The organism is Nitrosomonas limosa (genome assembly GCF_054188085.1).
This window is the reverse complement of record NZ_CM135180.1, coordinates 2,326,840-2,344,370: the sequence shown is the minus strand read 5'-3', so window position 1 is coordinate 2,344,370 and position 17,531 is coordinate 2,326,840. Positions and strand designations below refer to the sequence as shown.

Genomic DNA, 17,531 nt, shown 5'->3' with positions numbered 1-17,531 from the left:
AAAAAAGCGCCTGCAGTAGCTTCTGAAATGCTACTGCAGGCGCTTTTTTTTAATTAATGAATCAGTTCGTTTTAGAAATGGAAATAATGATCTACAAGCAATGCAACGAACAGCAATGCCAAGTACAGAATTGAATAGCGGAAAGCTTCACGCGCTAATTTATCGCTGTAATTGCGATAAATTTCGATAGCATAGTATAAGAAAATGCTATTCAGTATCAGGGCACTCCCTAAATAAATCAAACCGCTCATTTGAGTAACGTATGGAAGAATCGTGACGGCGCACAGAATGAATGTGTAGAGCAATACATGCAATTTGGTAAATTGATCGCCGTGCGTTACTGGCAACATAGGCATGCCGATAGAGGCGTATTCGTTTTTACGATACAACGCCAGCGCCCAAAAATGAGGCGGTGTCCATGCAAAAATAATCAAGAATAACAATAAAGCATCGCTTGCTATCTCGCCGGTAACCGCTGTCCAGCCCAACACCGGCGGCATAGCGCCAGATGCCCCACCAATTACAATATTTTGCGGCGTCAGTGGTTTTAATATCACGGTATAGATAATGGCATATCCGACAAATGTTCCTAACGTCAGCCACATGGTCAGTTCATTGACCCAGTAATACAAAATGAACAAACCCAAACCACCCACGATTGACAGAAAAAATAATGTTTCTGGAACGCTGACTTTTCCTTGCGGTAGCGGTCTTCCCTTTGTTCTAGCCATTACTACATCCAACTTGTGCTCGACCAGACAGTTTAATGCAGCAGCGGCACCGGCAACCAAAGCAATACCTATTGTTGCCAGTATGAGGGTATCTAATGGTACAGCCCCGGGTACTGCTAAAAACATGCCAATTACGGCAGTAAACACTATCAGCGATACCACGCGCGGTTTGGTCAATCGGTAGAATTGGTTTATTCTCGATGCCGTCTCTTGCCAAGTAATACTGGAAGCCATATCTTTGATCTCCTTTTCTAACTATTCTGTTATTACAGACTAACTTTTCGTTACGATTTAATAATTTAAATTCAATGCTCTAGTTGGGATACATGAAGCAGGCGTTTCAAGTCATGCCCCATTTTAGTTCCATCAACATTTTCAGGAAAACGCATCATTAAATTGCCAATCGGGTCAATTAAATAAATATGCTTAGTTTGCGATTCCTTCGTTTCGATTGATTCCAGAATCTCGCTATCTTTAGCGCTAACGAAGTAAGTTCCTTCGTATTCTTTTAATAATTCATCGCTGGGTTTGGTGTCATCGTTGATTAACCAAAGCCGTTCGATACGATGTTTCTCTTTCCCTTGTACCATCCGTACTTGCCGCATAAAGTAAAGCTTTTTTTTGCATGCCTCATCGCAATGTTCAGCCGAATCGATGGTGACTAACACCCACTTCCCATGTAAATCTTTAATTCTAAGAATAGTGCTATCTAACTGATTCGTTCCTTTACCGGTCAGTTTAACGATCGGTATTAAATCACCATAATTTTTGCTCTCCGGTCTATATTCCATAAAAAACAGTGCATATGAAATAAAAACCGGTGAACACATCAAAACCAACAGAAGAATAAATTTACGTCTGTTGCTCTTCTTTATTTCTGCGTTTGACATTCAATACTATAAAAATAATTATCGTTGTTGCTGCTAATGAAAACCACTGAACCGCATAACCTATGTTTTTCGAAGACCCAGACTCCGGCTTATGCCAATCCCTGATTAATCCGTCTTCTATCGTGCTTTTTTGCAAAATCAACAAAGGCTGTAGTTTTATTCCCAGTACTTGTTGATATCTTTCATGGGAAAAGCTGTTCCAAACTTGCTTATCCATTTGCTTGTCGGATAACTCAAACGTTTTAATATTCGGTGAAACAGCCGTTCCAGTAATATGAACTACGCCTTCGGTATTAGGAACAGGCGGTAAAATCGACCTATCGTACCCAGTGGCTACCCAACCTCTATTCACTGCGACATAAAGTGAACTATTATCAATTCTCAGCGGTGTAATCACATGATACCCCGCTCTACCCTGGTATGTTTTATTGTCCAGGTAAATTGTCATTTCATTGACAAACTCACCTTCCACTTCAACATCCCGATATTCAAACTCTTCCAATTTGACAAGTGTTGCAGGCAATAAGACCGGCGGTTGTTTTGCAAATTGTTCTAATTGCTGGTACTGCGTTTCTTTTTCTTCCGCTCTCGATAATTGCCATAACCCAAGATTTGAAAATACAACAGTTGCAATTAGGGTTAAGACAATTGACCATGCCTTTGGCTCAAACTGATACCCCAGAATATTCATTTATCATTACTGTCTTAGATTAGAAACGGATTTATTAAATCCTAAGGGTACATTTTCAGCATGAAAGCGGCACTGTCATTTTTTACATTCTTTAATGACAGATTCCAGCTTTTTCACCGTGCAGCCATTTAGTGCAAAAGCTGGAATCCTGTGCAGGAAACTGTGTTTATTCGTTACATTAGGTATACGAAAATAAACAGTCCCAGCCATACAACGTCAACAAAGTGCCAGTACCATGCAACACCTTCAAAGCCGAAATGATGCTCGGGAGTAAAATGGCCAGCCGCGCAACGGAAATAGATTACGATCAGCATAATCGTTCCAATTGTCACGTGAAAACCATGGAAACCCGTCAACATAAAAAATGTTGCGCCGTACGCACCGGTCGTTAATTTCAGATTTAAATCTTGATATGCATGAACGTATTCGTATGCTTGGCAAGCAATAAACGTTGCGCCTAAAGCGATCGTTGCCAACATCCAGAGCTTTAATCCATCTCGTCTGTTTTCTTTCAGCCTCCAATGTGCGATTGTCAATGTCACACCAGATGTTAACAGTAACAGCGTGTTAAATGCTGGCAATCCCCATGCACCCATTGGCGTGAATGGATCATAAGCGCCAGGTCCGGTTGTTGGCCACTTACCATCATACGCTGACCAGAAACTATTTCCCAAAACGGTACTTTCTTCTGCTAACCATGGTATCGAGAGATTGCGCATGTAAAATAACGCACCAAAAAAAGCACAGAAGAACATTACCTCTGTGAAAATAAACCAGCTCATCCCCCAACGGAAGGATTTATCAACTTGTTCTCCGTATTTACCGCCTTCACTCTCTCTAGCAACGGCTCCAAACCATCCAAATAACATATAGATCAAGATGGCAAAACCAATTGCTAAAAGCCAGTAGCCCGTTTCCATTTTATTCATGGTCAATGCGGCACCAGACCCCATGAACAAAATTGCAGTCGATCCAATGATCGGATACGACGATGGAGCTGGGACATAATAGTGTCCTGTTTCTTGACTCATTCTTCTCTCCTCTTACTTATGATTTTTAATTTCTAACTAACAACCAATCTGACTATTAACATTACGCCAAGTACGAAAAGTACTGCACCAATAATTCCACCTACAATCACTTGAGCCGGAGTGAGTGTTGCAGCATCATGCTCAAGGTCACTTTTTTTTCGAATTCCCATAAAAGCAAACATTACAGCTTTTGCTATTTGTATTACACCCGCTTTTGCTGGTTTGGCTGTTTGCTTATTCAACTTAAACTCTTACTTCTTAATGACATTCACACCTTCGGGCAACTCAAAAAATGTATATGAAATAGTTACAGTATTAATGTCCGCAGGTAAACCTGGTTCAATTACAAACTGTACTGGCATTTGTCGTGTTTCATTTGGCTTGAGCACTTGTTTCGTAAAACAAAAGCATTCGATTTTTTTCAAATATTTTTCCAGATTTCGCGGACTATAACTGGGTATCGCTTGCCCAGCAATTTCGCGATCTGAGTTATTTGTAATCTCGTACATCACTTCGATCGATTCACCGGGATGGATTCGGGCGCTGTTTTGCAATGGCTTAAAGCTCCACGGTAATCCTCTTGTGTTGGCATCAAACTCAACTGCCAACCAGCGCCCTTCATCCACCCAGTTATCCTTGCTTAGTACATCCGGTTTTAACAGATTATTTATACCGGTAACTTCACAAAACTTCTCATAAAACGGTACCAAAGCATATCCAAATGCAAACATAATTAATGTGAAAATCAACAACTTTTTCATCATCAACACATTTGTTACTTTGGTATTGTTGGTTACCATTCCCATTGCTTGATAATTACCGTTAAATAAAGCGCAACAACTGTTACTAGCAAAAACATCGCTGTTTTAAGTTTTTTGCGTTTTGAATCTGTTTCCTGTGACATACGAAACTCCTACTTGCTTTGTATTACTTAACAATAGGTGGTTTTTCAAAACTATGATATGGCGCAGGTGTTGGCAGATGCGTCCATTCCAGAGTTGTAGCTCCATCCCAAGGCATTTGAGGTGCTTTTTCTCCACTACGAATGCAATTGATCATAATGTAGAGGAAAAGAAGCTGTGTTAATCCAAATCCAAATGCACCGATGCTAGAAATCATATTGAAATCTGCAAATTGCAAGTTATAGTCTGGAATTCTACGCGGCATTCCTGCCAAGCCCAAGAAATGTTGCACAAAGAATGTCAAATTGAAGAAGAACATTGACAACCAGAAATGCCATTTACCCAATGTCTCATTGTACATACGTCCCGTCCATTTCGGTATCCAGTAGTAAGCACCTGCGAATAATGCAAACAAGGAGCCCGAAACAAGAACATAATGGAAGTGAGCGATCACGTAATAGGTATCTTGTACTTGAATATCAATTGGCACAATCGCGCAAATCACGCCGCTGAATCCACCAATCACAAACAAGAAAATAAAACCAACCGAGAACAACATCGGTGTTTCAAAACTCATAGAACCACGCCACATGGTCGCTGTCCAGTTAAATACTTTTACGCCTGTAGGCACTGCAATCAACATGGTTGCATACATAAAGAACAACTGGCCTACAGTCGGCATGCCTGCGGTAAACATGTGATGCGCCCAAACTACACACGACAGAATCGCGATCGATGCAGTTGCATACACCATCGACGAATATCCAAACAATGGCTTACGTGAGAAAGTAGGAATCACTTCTGACACAATCCCGAAAGATGGCAGAATCATGATATACACTTCCGGATGTCCGAAGAACCAGAAAATATGTTGGAACATCACCGGATCACCACCGCCCGCCGCATTAAAGAAGCTGGTGCCGAAATGACGATCGGTTAACAGCATGGTTACTACACCTGCTAAAACCGGCATTACCAAAACCAGTAAATAGGCGGTAATTAACCATGTCCAAACGAACATTGGCATTTTCATCAATGTCATACCAGGCGCTCGCATGTTCAGAATGGTTGTGATGATGTTAATTGAACCCATGATTGATGATGCACCTAAGATATGCACCGCGAAAATCATCAGATCAACACCCAAACCACCTTGCGTTGACAATGGCGGGTAGAATGTCCAACCACCAGCCGCTGCTCCACCTGGCACAAAGAATGAACTAACCAATAGTGTTGCAGCTACCGGCAACAACCAGAAACTCCAGTTATTCATCCGTGCAAACGCCATATCTGGCGCGCCGATCATCAGCGGCACTTGCCAGTTAGCAAAACCCACGAAAGCTGGCATGATTGCGCCAAACACCATTATCAAACCATGCAACGTTGTAAATTGGTTAAATAATTCTGGTTCTAAGATTTGAATGCCCGGTTGGAAAAGCTCAGCACGAATCCCCATTGCCAAAGTCCCACCAACCAGAAACATCGCGAAACTGAACCACAAATACATTGTTCCAATGTCTTTGTGATTGGTCGTTGTAATCCAACGCATTATTCCGCTTGGATGATGATGATCATCATGTTCGTGACCGTGTGCGTCACCATGTACTGCTGCCATAATTAATCTCCTTTTACTTGTTTTCTACATGCATTGATGTTTTTACCGCAGATGATTTTGCTGCTACCCATTTGCTATATTCACCTGCTTCCATCACTTCAACCACAATCGGCATATACCCGTGATCTTTACCGCATAGCTCAGCGCATTGTCCACGATAAATACCAGGTTTATCTGCAGTAAACCATGTATCACGTATAAAACCAGGAATTGCATCCTGCTTAATTCCTAAAGCCGGCACCCACCATGCATGAAGCACATCATTTGCTGTTAAGATAACCCGCACTTTTTTACCTACAGGCACAACCACATGATTATCCACCTCGAGCAAATAATTTTCCCCTTTAGGCGCTTTATTTTCTATCTGCGACCGCGGAGTGGATAACTTGCTAAAGAAACTAATACCTTCACCTTCACCTTGCAAATAATCATACCCCCACATCCACTGATATCCAGTTGCTTTAATAGTTATATCAGGACTTGAAGTATCCTTCATCGCAATAACGGTTTTTGTTGCCGGCCATGCCATTACTAAAAGAATAAGACAAGGTATTACTGTCCAAACAATTTCAACGGCAGTACTATGATGAAAATTTGCCGCTTTATAACCAAGCGACTTGCGGTGTTTTAGTACTGAATAAAACATAACACCGAACACACCAATAAAAATAACCAAACATATCCACAACAGCATAATATGCTGATCATAGATATCTTTCGCTATTACACTCTGAGGTTCGGGCAAATTATATTTGGACCCTACCGCCATACTTGAGTACAAAGCGAGAGCGGATACCCCCGCCAGGGCTGCTGCTGATTTACTTCTCATATTTCCCCCCACATGATTACTAATTTTACAGATTTCAGGTACGACTTAGAACGCTACAAACCTGAACGCTTACCCTGTTCAGCCAGCTCACGGAAGTCATACGCCAGAATCCTGTTTCGTTAAAACCACACCATGATTGACGATAATTTCATTTCCTTGGCCGAATTTCCTTTTTATCCGCAACTTAGATTTTATTAGTTATAGAACACTTCTACATGCTAATTAATCGAATAGAAATTCTAGCATGCCGCAGTTACTCAAACAAGGGAAAATCATGATTTTTATAGCAATATTCCCATGTTTACAAAATGGTATTGTTATAAATGACTATCGAAAACCAATTAATATTAGTCTTACAACTCAATAAATATTCAGCTCATACCAGCTTTATTAAAAGCATGATAAACAAAATTACTGCAGCAATTGGAATAATAAAGCTTATCCAGTCGGATGCTGTACCCTTCGGACTATTATTTACCATCGCACGTGCTGACGGCAACAGAAGCACAATAAAAGCCACCAAAGCCAAAGCTGAAACAATTTGCATCCAATCCATTTCAATTCACCCTGTCGAGCAACTGTGGTTAGCGAATAAAAACAAAACCCCGGCAAGCCGGGGTTTTGTTCGGTAATAACTAAGCATTAATCATCAGTCATCGTTATTCATGATGCCTAAAATTTGCAGCAAGCTAATAAAGATATTAAAAATTGTCATGTACAAACCGATTGTTGCCAATACATAGTTGGTCTCACCGCCATGAATGATGCGACTTGTATCGTAAAGAATGAAGCCGCTCATTATCATGATAACCACCGCCGATATCATCAGTGACATTGCCGGTATTTGCAGAAAAATATTTGCCAACGCCGCCAAAAGTACCAACAAGAAACCTACCATCAAGAAACCGCCCAAAAAGCTAAAATCTTTTCTAGTAGCCAACGCATACGCGGACAGGCCCATGAATATAACACCCGTGCCTCCTAGTGACAGCGTGATGATATTGCCACCATTCGGCAATGAAGCATACATTGTCAATACGGGACCCAAACCAAATCCCAGAAGACCTGTTATCAGAAAAACGATTCCGATGCCAGACGGTGAATTGGCAAATCGCGGCAAAACAAACATCGCAATCACCATACCACCGATGACCGAAATCAAATAAGTCATAGGCGGCATTTTCAATGCCATTGAAATTGCAGCAGTAAATCCACTAAACATTAGTGTCATTGCCAATAACATATAGGTGTTACGTAAAACTTTATTAGTAGCTATTGCCGATGAAGAGCTTTGAGCTACTGAAGAGAAATTTTGGTTCATTGTGATATCGCCTCCAAATTAAAAAACGAACGACTTTAATGGCAAATAAGACTACTATATCTGCGATATAGTTCAAGCGATAATATCATGAATTTTGTCGTTATTTATCGCAACTACTACTTGACTGCCTTCGCCAAAGCAAAATTATAGACAAGGAAGTACCCGCCACGTTCGATTAAAGTAATATTCAAACTCGCTAATCCAGAGTCAAATGTCGCTTCACCAGAGTAATTTATACGCTTTTCCCCAATCAACGAAAAAGCGCTGATTGTTCGTGAAAAATTAAGTTCATCAATCGAATGAAGCCGACCAAAACCACGATAGAAGTCCATCAATTTATCCAATTCGTTATCGTTGATCGATTGTTTGGCCTCTGGTGCCAGATGATGTAAGAAAACTTGTTTTTCCCAACTGGAAATTTCAGTGAGTATCTGCTTGATTGCAGGTTCCGCACTTTTACTATAGTAATCTTTCTCCCGGCTGGTATAAAAAAACAGCATAACAACCAATGTTAACAATACGGCTACAACAAAACGCAGTGTATGAACTTGCATATACTATTACTATGTCAAAAATTATTGAGGATCGTTTCCCCAAAGATTACTTATTGCACCATTGGCTGGAATCACGAAACCGAAATGCTTGAAAGCCGCTGCAGTCGCCACACGGCCCCTGGATGTCCGTTTCAAGAATCCTTGCTGTATCAGATAAGGCTCAAGCACATCTTCAATCGTATCTCGTTCCTCACCGATGGCTGCAGCCAGATTATCAACACCCACAGGACCTCCCTCAAATTTCTCTAAAACTGTCAGCAGCAATTTACGATCCATCACATCCAGGCCGATTGCATCGACATCCAACATAAATAAGGCTGCATCAGCCAGTTCGCGTGATATATTTCCGTCTGCTTTCACTTCCGCATAATCACGGACACGGCGCAACAAACGATTTACTATTCGCGGAGTCCCTCGCGAGCGTCGAGCTATTTCAAATGCGCCATCCGCTGAAATTTTTACATTCAGCAATCCGGCCGATCGCATTACAATCTTGCAAAGCTCTTCCGCGCTATAAAATTCTAATCGAGATACGATCCCAAATCGATCACGTAACGGATTTGTAAGCATTCCTGCCCGTGTCGTAGCACCCACCAGTGTAAAAGAAGGAAGATCCAGTTTAACGGACCGAGCAGCCGGCCCTTCTCCTATCATGATATCTAATTGATAATCCTCTAACGCTGGATAAAGAATTTCTTCAACCATTGGGGAAAGGCGATGAATTTCATCAATAAATAATACATCGTTCGGTTCGAGATTGGTCAGTAAAGCAGCCAAATCACCCGGACGCTCCAGAACCGGACCGGAGGTTTGCCGTAGATTAACTCCCATCTCTTTTGAAATTATGTGCGCAAGGGTTGTTTTCCCGAGCCCAGGCGGGCCAAACAGCAGCACATGATCGAGAGCTTCATGGCGTTTTTTTGCAGCTTCGATGAAAATTTGCAATTGTTCGCGAATCTTCTCTTGTCCAATATATTCTTGTAATTGCTTAGGACGAAGCGCTCGTTCTAGAACTTCTTCCTGTGAGGATACAGGCGTTGCGGTAATTAACCGATCAACTTCAATCATGTCTCAATCTCATTAGAATCAAGTCACTTTTCCTTGGATAGTAACTGCAGTGCTTGGCGAATTCCGTCCGTAAGTGATAGCTCTGGTGCAATTTGATTGATAGCCCAATTTGCTTCCCGATCATTGTATCCCAGTGATAACAATGCATTTAGCAGATCGTTACCGTTTCTCGATGACGAAGGTATAGTATCCGTTCCGATTACTTCAGAATCAAGCTTATCCCTTAACTCCAATAATAACCGCTCCGCAGTTTTTTTCCCTATCCCAGGAATTTTTATTAAACGCGCGCTATCTTGAACGCTAACAGCTTGATACAGATCTCGAACACTTAATCCGGATAAGAGCGCAAGCGCTGTTCTTGCTCCGATACCGGACACCTTTATCAACTGCCGAAAAACCTGCCGTTCCGATTCCGTCGCAAAACCAAACAACAAATGCATATCTTCACGGATCGACAGATGTGTATAAAGTGTCACTTCCACCCCATTCGCCGGCAAATCATAATAAGTGCTCATTGGAACATCGATTTCATAGCCAATGCCGTGCACGTCCAACAAAACCTGCGGCGGATGTTTCTCAATCAATACCCCAGTCAGACGTCCTATCAAACTAACCGCCCCCGTTTCATACGATATCCTGTTGTTGAAATTTTGCCTAAACCAAGCCCCCCATGCGCATGACACACCGCACATGCCAGAGCATCAGCAGCATCGGGGCTAGGATGGGCGGTAAGATTCAGTAGGCGCATTATCATTTGCTGCACCTGATCTTTGCTTGCGTGCCCCCTTCCAACAACTGCCTGTTTGATTTGCAATGCAGTATACTCTGCCACTTTCAAATTATTCGACACAGCTGCACAAATAGCAGCGCCTCGCGCCTGACCCAGCAAAAGTGTGGACTTAGGATTAAGATTGACAAAGACTTGCTCGATTGCAACGTGATTCGGTTGATACTGCTCAATCACATCACGGATATTATCTAAAATTTCTTTGAGTCTCGATGGTAAATCGTCTTCTGAGGTTCTAACACTTCCGCTACAGACATAAATCAATTGATTGCCATTTTTCTCGATCACTCCAAAACCGGTGATGCGCAAACCTGGATCTATCCCGAGAATACGAATTTTTTCACCTATCTAAACTGACAATTAGTCCAGATTCATCATGGCTGTAGTATAAACATTCTGAACATCTTCAAGATTCTCTAAAGCATCCAACAGTTTTTGCATTTTTACCGCATCGTCTCCAGTTAGCAACGCTTCACTACTTGGCTTCATCGTCACCTCGGCATGCTCCGCCTTGAATCCCGCTTTTTCCAACGCTTGTTTCACATTAATAAATTCATAAGGCGCAGTAATAACTTCGATACTGCCATCTTCATTGCTGAGGACGTCTTCGGCCCCCCCCTCAAGCGCTGCGTCAATGAGTTCCTCTTCATTGGTACCGGGGGCAAAAATAAGTTGACCGCAATGTTTAAATAGGAAACTAACTGAGCCATCGGTTCCCAGATTACCGCCATATTTAGTAAAAGCATGGCGAACATCTGCAACCGTGCGAACTCGATTATCCGTCATACAATCTACCATGACAGCAGCTCCTCCTATGCCATACCCCTCGTAGCGAATCTCTTCGTAATCCACCCCTTCGAGAGCCCCGCTACCACGTTTAATCGCCCGTTCGATATTATCTTTGGGCATATTTTGGTCATATGCTTTATCAACTGCTAAACGTAGCCGTGGGTTACTTTCCGGATCTGCGCCGCCCATTCTTGCCGCCACAGTTATCTCTTTGATAAGCCTGGTAAACACCTTGCCACGTTTGGCATCTTGTGCGGCTTTTTTGTGTTTGATGTTCGCCCATTTACTATGGCCAGCCATTGCTATTTGTCCTTAAATTAATAATTAATAATCACCAATAAGCCCAATTGCTTGCTGATTTGTGCACACATCGCTATTTCTATTGAATTGAAAATTGTAGATCACTCTGTTAGTGTAAATTTATACTATTCTAATTGAAATCGCAGTTAAGACTTGTTTGAGATTTTGGAAGTGCTTTCGCTTTTTTGCTTCTTACTTATATGTATTAGTGCAGCTTACTCGGATAATTTGTGCGCCGTGTTTTATTTCTTTTTTGTAGGACGCTTCCAGTTAGCAATTGTGACTTGCTTCGACCTTGACAAGGTAAGCTGATTTTCCGGTGTTTCTTTAGTAATTGTTGATCCGGCACCAATTGTTGAGCCTTTAGCTATTTTTACAGGCGCAATCAATTGTGTATCAGAGCCGATAAATACATCGTCTTCAATAATCGTTCGATATTTGTTTGCGCCGTCATAGTTGCAAGTTATGGTACCCGCCCCAATATTGACATTATGACCAACTGTGGAATCCCCTATATAGCTTAAATGATTAGCTTTACTTGATCTTCCGATTTGACTATTTTTTACTTCAACGAAATTTCCAATATGTACTTGGCTTTCAAGTTTTGTACCCGGGCGAATCCTTGCATAAGGGCCAATTCTACATTCCGCTCCAATTTCCGCGTCTTCGATCATACAGAAAGGTTGAATAATTGCACCATCTGCAATCATGACATTTCTTAAAACACAGTGCGCGCCAATCTGAACTGAATTACCAAGAGTTACAGAGCCCTCGAAAATGCAATTAATATCAATTGAAACATCTGAGCCGCACTGCAGTTCTCCTCGAATATCAATTCGAGCTGGATCCAGCAATCTCACACCTTTTTCCATTAAATTCAAAGCACAATTTTTCTGATAAATCCGTTCAAGGTCAGCAAGCTGCAATTTGCTGTTAACGCCTAAAACCTCCCATTTTTTCTCTGCCTCGATTGATTTTATATCGAGACCATCTCTGACCGCAAAATCTATAATGTCTGTTAGATAATATTCCTTCTGCAAATTATTATTATTTAGCTGCGGTAACCAAGAATGTAAAAGAGAGTTCGGTATCATCATAATACCTGTATTAATCTCACAAATTTTTTGCTGTTTCTGCGTGGCATCTTTTTGTTCAACGATCGCTAAGATTTTTGAAGTAGCCGGATCTCGAACAATTCTTCCGTAACCAAATGGATCTGTAAATGTTGCCGTAAGGAGCGTCACATACTTGCCCGCTGATGCAAGAATCATTTCCTCTAGTGTATTTTGACTAATTAGAGGCACATCGCCGTACAATACCAACGTAATACCATCCGCATCTAAATGCGGCAACGCTTGCAAAAGCGCATGTCCAGTTCCAAGTTGCTGAGCTTGATTAACCCAGCTTATTTCCGCAGAAGTTAATGATTCTTTGACCTGTGCAGCTCCGTGGCCAATGACGATACATATTTTTTCTGGTCTTATCGATTGCGCTGTGTCGACAACGTGCTGTAGCAACGAACGCCCAGCAATTTCGTGTAAAACCTTTGGCAGCGAAGAGTGCATTCGTTTTCCGGCACCGGCTGCAAGCACTACGACGTTAATTTTTATAGTAGTCTCCTGTAACTTACTCATTATCTTCATTACATATGAACGAAAGTATCTATTCTATAATCACTGGTATACGATAGAAACAAAAAAGGCGACCAAAGTCGCCTTTTTAATAAAAGTAGCTAATTTTTAATGTCTACGTTTTCTTAACTTATCAATCGCCGCTAACTGCGCCATAGCCTCTATCAATTCCGCTTGTGCTTTCGCATAATCCAGTTCGGATTCCCGATTTTTCATAGCTTCTTCAGCAGCTTTTTTCGCTTCAATCGCTTTGGCTTCATCCAGATCGTGGCTTCTCACCGCAGTATCTGCAAGAATAGTTACCACATCCGGTTGCACCTCGAGCACACCTCCAGATACATATACCAATTCTTCATCTTTTAGTTGCGCTTTGATACGAACCATGCCTGAATTAATTCTAGTCAATAGTGGTGTATGTCGTGGATAAATACCCACTTCACCCATTTGAGCTGGTGCAACCAAAAATTCCACTGGTCCGGAATAAATAGATTCTTCAGCGCTTACAATATCCAGATGAAATACTGTTCCCATTACATCACTCGAAAATTATTGAAGTGTTTTAGCTTTCTCGACTGCTTCTTCGATACTGCCAACCATATAAAAAGCTTGTTCAGGCAAGTCATCATATTCGCCTTCTACAATCCCTTTAAAACCTTTAATCGTGTCTTTCAATGATACATATTTCCCTGGTGATCCGGTAAATACTTCTGCCACGTTAAATGGTTGAGATAAAAAGCGTTGAATTTTCCGCGCTCTACTAACAGTTAGTTTATCTTCGGCAGACAATTCATCCATACCCAAAATCGCAATAATATCGCGTAATTCTTTATAGCGTTGCAAAGTTTGCTGTACGGACCGTGCGGTATTGTAATGCTCTTCTCCCACCACTTGCGGGTCCAATTGCCGTGACGTCGAATCAAGCGGGTCAACCGCCGGATAAATACCTAACGAAGCGATATCCCGCGATAACACAACTGTTGCATCTAAGTGACCAAATGTTGTTGCTGGTGACGGATCTGTCAAATCATCCGCCGGTACATATACCGCTTGAATCGAGGTGATTGACCCAGTTTTAGTTGAAGTAATCCGTTCTTGTAAACGTCCCATCTCTTCGGCCAATGTCGGTTGATAACCTACAGCGGAAGGCATACGTCCCAGCAGTGCGGATACTTCAGTTCCTGCGAGGGTGTAGCGATAGATATTATCTACGAAAAACAGAACATCTCTTCCTTCGTCACGAAATGCTTCAGCCATTGTCAAGCCAGTTAAAGCAACGCGTAAACGATTGCCGGGTGGCTCATTCATTTGCCCGTAAACCAATGCAACCTTATCCAAAACCTTTGAGTCTTTCATCTCATGATAGAAGTCATTACCTTCACGAGTTCGCTCTCCTACTCCTGCGAATACCGAATAGCCGCTATGCTCAATTGCAATATTTCGGATCAATTCCATCATATTGACGGTTTTACCTACACCCGCACCACCAAACAACCCTACTTTACCACCTTTAGCAAATGGACAGATCAGGTCAATCACTTTAATACCAGTTTCCAATAATTCGGTTGAAGCGGAGAGTTCATCAAATGCAGGCGCTTCCCGGTGTATTGACATTTGCTGATCTGCGCCAATATCACCCATCTCGTCAATGGGCCGTCCCAACACATCCATGATGCGCCCTAATGTCTTGGCGCCTACTGGAACTGAAATTTGCTTTCCACTGTTCGTGACTATCATTCCACGTCTTAAACCATCGGAAGAACCGAGCGCAATTGTTCTCACCACTCCATCGCCTAATTGCTGTTGTACTTCAAGCGTTAGTTCTGATCCTTCCATAATCAATGCATCATATACTTTCGGAAGAGATTCTCGCGGAAACTCCACATCAATTACTGCACCAATGCACTGTACAATTTTTCCTTGGCTCATTGTTGTTCCCTAAACTAATACAAAAATTTTTAAACGGCTGCAGCACCGCCGACAATTTCGGATAATTCTTTCGTGATTGCTGCCTGTCGCGACTTGTTATATATTAAAGTCAGTTCATCGATAACATTACCGGCATTATCCGATGCCGCTTTCATTGCCACCATTCGGGCTGATTGCTCTGATGCCATATTTTCAGCCACTGCCTGATAAATCAAAGCTTCGACATAACGAACCATTACATCATCTATCACTGGTTTTGCTTCAGGCTCGTAAATATAATCCCATGAAGATTTAGGTTTATCGTTGGCTGAGTCCGCACCCTGCATTCTTTCATCGGTCAGTGGAAGCAACTGTTCCATAACTGGCTCTTGCTTCATTGTATTGACAAAGCGATTATAAAAAATAAATACGCGGTCAAAACGATCTTGAGTATACCCATCCAGCACAACCTTGACTGCTCCAATCAACTTCGCAATATCGGGGGTATCTCCTAGCGCTACAACTTGTGAAATTACATTTGCACCAATTCGACTCATAAATCCTAAGCCTTTATTGCCAATGCAACACACTTCTATTTGCTCTCCCTCGGCTTCCCAACGCTTCATCTGATTAAGAGCTTTACGCAGTACATTAGTGTTCAAGCCACCGCACAAACCTTTGTCAGATGTAACGACAATGATCCCGACACGTTTAACTGTGTCACGTTCGATCAGAAACGGATGACGATATTCTGTATTCGCTCCGCTCATATGTGCGGCGACATTACGAATCTTTTCACCATACGGTCTTGCTTTTTTCATACGATCTTGAGCTTTACGCATTTTGGACGCGGCTACCATTTCCATGGCGCGCGTTATTTTTTGCGTATTTTTAACGCTCTTTATTTTATTTCGTATTTCTCTGCTACCAGCCATTGCTAATATGTTCCACTTTGCTTGAATTCTTGAATTGCTGCTGCTAAAGCCTTATCGGTCTCGGCATCCAGCTCTTTGCTCTGCTCGATTTTATCTAAAATTGCGCCGTGCTGAGCACGAATATAGCCCTTCAAGGCAGCTTCAAAAGCCAAAGCCCGATTTACTTCAACATCATCATAATAGCCATTATTGATCGCATACAATGTTAGCGCCATTTCGGATACGCTGAGCGTTGCATACTGAGGTTGTTTCATCAGTTCGGTAGCCATCTTTCCACGCTCAAGCTGCTTGCGAGTCGCTTCATCCAGATCCGAAGCAAATTGAGCAAATGCAGCAAGTTCCCGATATTGTGCTAGCGCCAACCGTATACCGCCACCCAGTTTTTTAATTACTTTTGTTTGTGCTGCACCACCCACACGTGAAACAGAAACACCCGCATTAATTGCAGGCCTTATGCCAGCATTAAACAAATCAGTTTCAAGAAAGATCTGTCCGTCGGTAATAGAGATTACATTTGTAGGAACGAAAGCTGTTACGTCACCTGCTTGCGTTTCAATAATTGGCAAAGCTGTCAATGAACCAGTTTTTCCCTTCACTTGACCATTCGTTTCCTTTTCAACATAAGCTGCGCTAACCCTAGCTGCCCGTTCAAGTAAACGCGAATGGAGATAAAATACGTCTCCAGGATAAGCCTCCCGTCCTGGCGGGCGCCTTAGCAACAACGAAATTTGACGGTAAGCCCATGCTTGTTTAGTCAAATCGTCATAAATGATGAGTGCATCCTGTCCTCTATCGCGAAAATATTCGCCCATAGTACAACCTGAATACGGAGCAATAAATTGCATTGCCGCTGATTCCGAAGCAGTCGCCGCCACAACGATTGTATACGCCATTGCTCCGCGCTCTTCCAATTTACGAACCACATTGGCAATTGATGATGCTTTCTGTCCTACAGCAACATATATGCAGAGCATATTTTGCCCTTTTTGATTCAAGATCGCATCTATCGCCACTGCGGTTTTACCTGTCTGACGATCTCCAATGATCAATTCGCGTTGACCACGTCCAACTGGCACCATCGAATCCACTGATTTCAACCCAGTTTGTACTGGCTGATCCACAGATTGTCTCCAGATTACGCCTGGAGCAATTTTTTCGATTGGTTCTGATCTTGCCGCTGTAATTGGACCTTTGCCATCGATTGGCTGACCCAAAGCATTAACAACTCTTCCCAGCAAACCTTCCCCCACAGGAACTTCTAAAATACGCCCCGTGCATTTGACCGTATCACCTTCACGGATATGTTCGTAAGCACCTAAAATAACCGCACCCACAGAATCTCTTTCCAGATTCAATGCCAATCCGTAAGTATTATTTGGAAACTCCAGCATTTCACCTTGCATCACATCCGACAAACCATGGATGCGAACAATACCATCGGTTACAGAAACTATCGTACCCTGCGTTCGGACTTCCGCTGTATCTGTTAGTCCTTCTATCCTTTTCTTAATCAATTCACTGATTTCGGATGGATTTAACTGCATATTATTTA

The 17,531-nt window shown here is 42.2% G+C and carries 20 protein-coding genes; 1 reads left to right on the top strand and 19 read right to left on the bottom strand.

What is annotated here, in order from left to right; translation table 11 throughout:
- Positions 1 to 71: 71 nt before the first annotated feature.
- From cyoE to coxB, 8 genes are all read right to left on the bottom strand, one after another.
- Positions 72 to 965: a heme o synthase gene (gene cyoE, locus ACV7NC_RS10845; protein ID WP_458152593.1), complete on the bottom strand. Its 894-nt coding sequence runs from the start codon at positions 963 to 965 to the stop codon at positions 72 to 74.
- Between the two features lie 71 nt (positions 966 to 1,036).
- The gene (locus tag ACV7NC_RS10840; protein ID WP_458152591.1) at positions 1,037 to 1,522 is read right to left on the bottom strand and encodes an SCO family protein; all 486 of its coding nucleotides are present in this window, start codon (positions 1,520 to 1,522) and stop codon (positions 1,037 to 1,039) included.
- Between the two features lie 61 nt (positions 1,523 to 1,583).
- Positions 1,584 to 2,312 carry an SURF1 family protein gene (locus tag ACV7NC_RS10835; protein ID WP_458152589.1) on the bottom strand — a complete coding sequence of 243 codons (729 nt, stop codon included), beginning with the start codon at positions 2,310 to 2,312 and terminating at the stop codon, positions 1,584 to 1,586.
- A 173-nt stretch (positions 2,313 to 2,485) separates the two neighbouring features.
- The gene (locus ACV7NC_RS10830) at positions 2,486 to 3,343 is read right to left on the bottom strand and encodes a cytochrome c oxidase subunit 3 (protein WP_458152588.1); all 858 of its coding nucleotides are present in this window, start codon (positions 3,341 to 3,343) and stop codon (positions 2,486 to 2,488) included.
- Positions 3,344 to 3,375: 32 nt separating this feature from the next.
- On the bottom strand, positions 3,376 to 3,585 hold the full coding sequence (locus ACV7NC_RS10825; RefSeq protein ID WP_458152587.1) for a DUF2970 domain-containing protein: 210 nt from the start codon (positions 3,583 to 3,585) through the stop codon (positions 3,376 to 3,378).
- A 9-nt stretch (positions 3,586 to 3,594) separates the two neighbouring features.
- Complete coding sequence (locus tag ACV7NC_RS10820) at positions 3,595 to 4,143, bottom strand: cytochrome c oxidase assembly protein (RefSeq protein WP_458152586.1); 549 nt, start codon at positions 4,141 to 4,143, stop codon at positions 3,595 to 3,597.
- A 127-nt stretch (positions 4,144 to 4,270) separates the two neighbouring features.
- The gene (gene ctaD, locus ACV7NC_RS10815) at positions 4,271 to 5,860 is read right to left on the bottom strand and encodes a cytochrome c oxidase subunit I (protein ID WP_458152585.1); all 1,590 of its coding nucleotides are present in this window, start codon (positions 5,858 to 5,860) and stop codon (positions 4,271 to 4,273) included.
- A gap of 13 nt (positions 5,861 to 5,873) precedes the next feature.
- Positions 5,874 to 6,689 carry a cytochrome c oxidase subunit II gene (gene coxB / locus ACV7NC_RS10810; protein ID WP_458152584.1) on the bottom strand — a complete coding sequence of 272 codons (816 nt, stop codon included), beginning with the start codon at positions 6,687 to 6,689 and terminating at the stop codon, positions 5,874 to 5,876.
- A 323-nt stretch (positions 6,690 to 7,012) separates the two neighbouring features.
- Here coxB and ACV7NC_RS10805 point away from each other — a divergent pair, with 323 nt between their 5' ends.
- Positions 7,013 to 7,321 carry a hypothetical protein gene (locus tag ACV7NC_RS10805; protein WP_458152583.1) on the top strand — a complete coding sequence of 103 codons (309 nt, stop codon included), beginning with the start codon at positions 7,013 to 7,015 and terminating at the stop codon, positions 7,319 to 7,321.
- Between the two features lie 17 nt (positions 7,322 to 7,338).
- On the opposite strand, the gene ACV7NC_RS10800 is transcribed toward ACV7NC_RS10805, so the two are convergent.
- The 11 genes from ACV7NC_RS10800 to atpA form a co-directional block, all read right to left on the bottom strand.
- The gene (locus tag ACV7NC_RS10800; protein WP_458152582.1) at positions 7,339 to 8,010 is read right to left on the bottom strand and encodes a Bax inhibitor-1/YccA family protein; all 672 of its coding nucleotides are present in this window, start codon (positions 8,008 to 8,010) and stop codon (positions 7,339 to 7,341) included.
- A gap of 116 nt (positions 8,011 to 8,126) precedes the next feature.
- On the bottom strand, positions 8,127 to 8,564 hold the full coding sequence (locus ACV7NC_RS10795) for a hypothetical protein (protein WP_458152581.1): 438 nt from the start codon (positions 8,562 to 8,564) through the stop codon (positions 8,127 to 8,129).
- Between the two features lie 21 nt (positions 8,565 to 8,585).
- Positions 8,586 to 9,632, bottom strand: a complete 1,047-nt coding sequence (gene ruvB, locus ACV7NC_RS10790) for a Holliday junction branch migration DNA helicase RuvB (protein WP_458152580.1) — start codon at positions 9,630 to 9,632, stop codon at positions 8,586 to 8,588.
- Between the two features lie 23 nt (positions 9,633 to 9,655).
- On the bottom strand, positions 9,656 to 10,240 hold the full coding sequence (gene ruvA / locus ACV7NC_RS10785) for a Holliday junction branch migration protein RuvA (RefSeq protein ID WP_458152579.1): 585 nt from the start codon (positions 10,238 to 10,240) through the stop codon (positions 9,656 to 9,658).
- Complete coding sequence (gene ruvC, locus ACV7NC_RS10780; protein ID WP_458154914.1) at positions 10,237 to 10,755, bottom strand: crossover junction endodeoxyribonuclease RuvC; 519 nt, start codon at positions 10,753 to 10,755, stop codon at positions 10,237 to 10,239. Before ruvC ends, ruvA begins: the two co-directional genes overlap by 4 nt.
- 24 nt (positions 10,756 to 10,779) lie before the next feature.
- Positions 10,780 to 11,508 carry a YebC/PmpR family DNA-binding transcriptional regulator gene (locus tag ACV7NC_RS10775; RefSeq protein WP_458152578.1) on the bottom strand — a complete coding sequence of 243 codons (729 nt, stop codon included), beginning with the start codon at positions 11,506 to 11,508 and terminating at the stop codon, positions 10,780 to 10,782.
- A gap of 242 nt (positions 11,509 to 11,750) precedes the next feature.
- Positions 11,751 to 13,142: a bifunctional UDP-N-acetylglucosamine diphosphorylase/glucosamine-1-phosphate N-acetyltransferase GlmU gene (gene glmU / locus ACV7NC_RS10770; RefSeq protein ID WP_458152577.1), complete on the bottom strand. Its 1,392-nt coding sequence runs from the start codon at positions 13,140 to 13,142 to the stop codon at positions 11,751 to 11,753.
- Positions 13,143 to 13,247: 105 nt separating this feature from the next.
- Complete coding sequence (locus ACV7NC_RS10765; RefSeq protein ID WP_458152576.1) at positions 13,248 to 13,670, bottom strand: F0F1 ATP synthase subunit epsilon; 423 nt, start codon at positions 13,668 to 13,670, stop codon at positions 13,248 to 13,250.
- A gap of 15 nt (positions 13,671 to 13,685) precedes the next feature.
- Positions 13,686 to 15,065 (bottom strand): F0F1 ATP synthase subunit beta, encoded by a 1,380-nt coding sequence (atpD, locus tag ACV7NC_RS10760; protein WP_458152575.1) that lies wholly within the window; start codon positions 15,063 to 15,065, stop codon positions 13,686 to 13,688.
- 29 nt (positions 15,066 to 15,094) lie between these two features.
- A complete protein-coding gene (atpG, locus tag ACV7NC_RS10755; protein ID WP_458152574.1) occupies positions 15,095 to 15,979 on the bottom strand; it encodes a F0F1 ATP synthase subunit gamma in 885 nt (294 codons plus the stop codon).
- A gap of 2 nt (positions 15,980 to 15,981) precedes the next feature.
- Positions 15,982 to 17,523 (bottom strand): F0F1 ATP synthase subunit alpha, encoded by a 1,542-nt coding sequence (gene atpA / locus ACV7NC_RS10750; RefSeq protein ID WP_458152573.1) that lies wholly within the window; start codon positions 17,521 to 17,523, stop codon positions 15,982 to 15,984.
- Between the last annotated feature and the right edge of the window lie 8 nt (positions 17,524 to 17,531).

What these genes read in the sequence shown, in the direction of transcription:
- cyoE (WP_458152593.1), bottom strand. Translation starts at nt 965, where the DNA reads ATGGCTTCCAGTATTACTTGGCAAGAGACGGCATCGAGAATAAACCAA.
- ACV7NC_RS10840 (WP_458152591.1), bottom strand. Translation starts at nt 1,522, where the DNA reads ATGGAATATAGACCGGAGAGCAAAAATTATGGTGATTTAATACCGATC.
- ACV7NC_RS10835 (WP_458152589.1), bottom strand. Translation starts at nt 2,312, where the DNA reads ATGAATATTCTGGGGTATCAGTTTGAGCCAAAGGCATGGTCAATTGTC.
- ACV7NC_RS10830 (WP_458152588.1), bottom strand. Translation starts at nt 3,343, where the DNA reads ATGAGTCAAGAAACAGGACACTATTATGTCCCAGCTCCATCGTCGTAT.
- ACV7NC_RS10820 (WP_458152586.1), bottom strand. Translation starts at nt 4,143, where the DNA reads ATGGTAACCAACAATACCAAAGTAACAAATGTGTTGATGATGAAAAAG.
- ctaD (WP_458152585.1), bottom strand. Translation starts at nt 5,860, where the DNA reads ATGGCAGCAGTACATGGTGACGCACACGGTCACGAACATGATGATCAT.
- coxB (WP_458152584.1), bottom strand. Translation starts at nt 6,689, where the DNA reads ATGAGAAGTAAATCAGCAGCAGCCCTGGCGGGGGTATCCGCTCTCGCT.
- ACV7NC_RS10805 (WP_458152583.1), top strand. Translation starts at nt 7,013, where the DNA reads ATGACTATCGAAAACCAATTAATATTAGTCTTACAACTCAATAAATAT.
- ACV7NC_RS10800 (WP_458152582.1), bottom strand. Translation starts at nt 8,010, where the DNA reads ATGAACCAAAATTTCTCTTCAGTAGCTCAAAGCTCTTCATCGGCAATA.
- ACV7NC_RS10795 (WP_458152581.1), bottom strand. Translation starts at nt 8,564, where the DNA reads ATGCAAGTTCATACACTGCGTTTTGTTGTAGCCGTATTGTTAACATTG.
- ruvB (WP_458152580.1), bottom strand. Translation starts at nt 9,632, where the DNA reads ATGATTGAAGTTGATCGGTTAATTACCGCAACGCCTGTATCCTCACAG.
- ACV7NC_RS10775 (WP_458152578.1), bottom strand. Translation starts at nt 11,508, where the DNA reads ATGGCTGGCCATAGTAAATGGGCGAACATCAAACACAAAAAAGCCGCA.
- glmU (WP_458152577.1), bottom strand. Translation starts at nt 13,142, where the DNA reads ATGAGTAAGTTACAGGAGACTACTATAAAAATTAACGTCGTAGTGCTT.
- ACV7NC_RS10765 (WP_458152576.1), bottom strand. Translation starts at nt 13,670, where the DNA reads ATGGGAACAGTATTTCATCTGGATATTGTAAGCGCTGAAGAATCTATT.
- atpD (WP_458152575.1), bottom strand. Translation starts at nt 15,065, where the DNA reads ATGAGCCAAGGAAAAATTGTACAGTGCATTGGTGCAGTAATTGATGTG.
- atpG (WP_458152574.1), bottom strand. Translation starts at nt 15,979, where the DNA reads ATGGCTGGTAGCAGAGAAATACGAAATAAAATAAAGAGCGTTAAAAAT.
- atpA (WP_458152573.1), bottom strand. Translation starts at nt 17,523, where the DNA reads ATGCAGTTAAATCCATCCGAAATCAGTGAATTGATTAAGAAAAGGATA.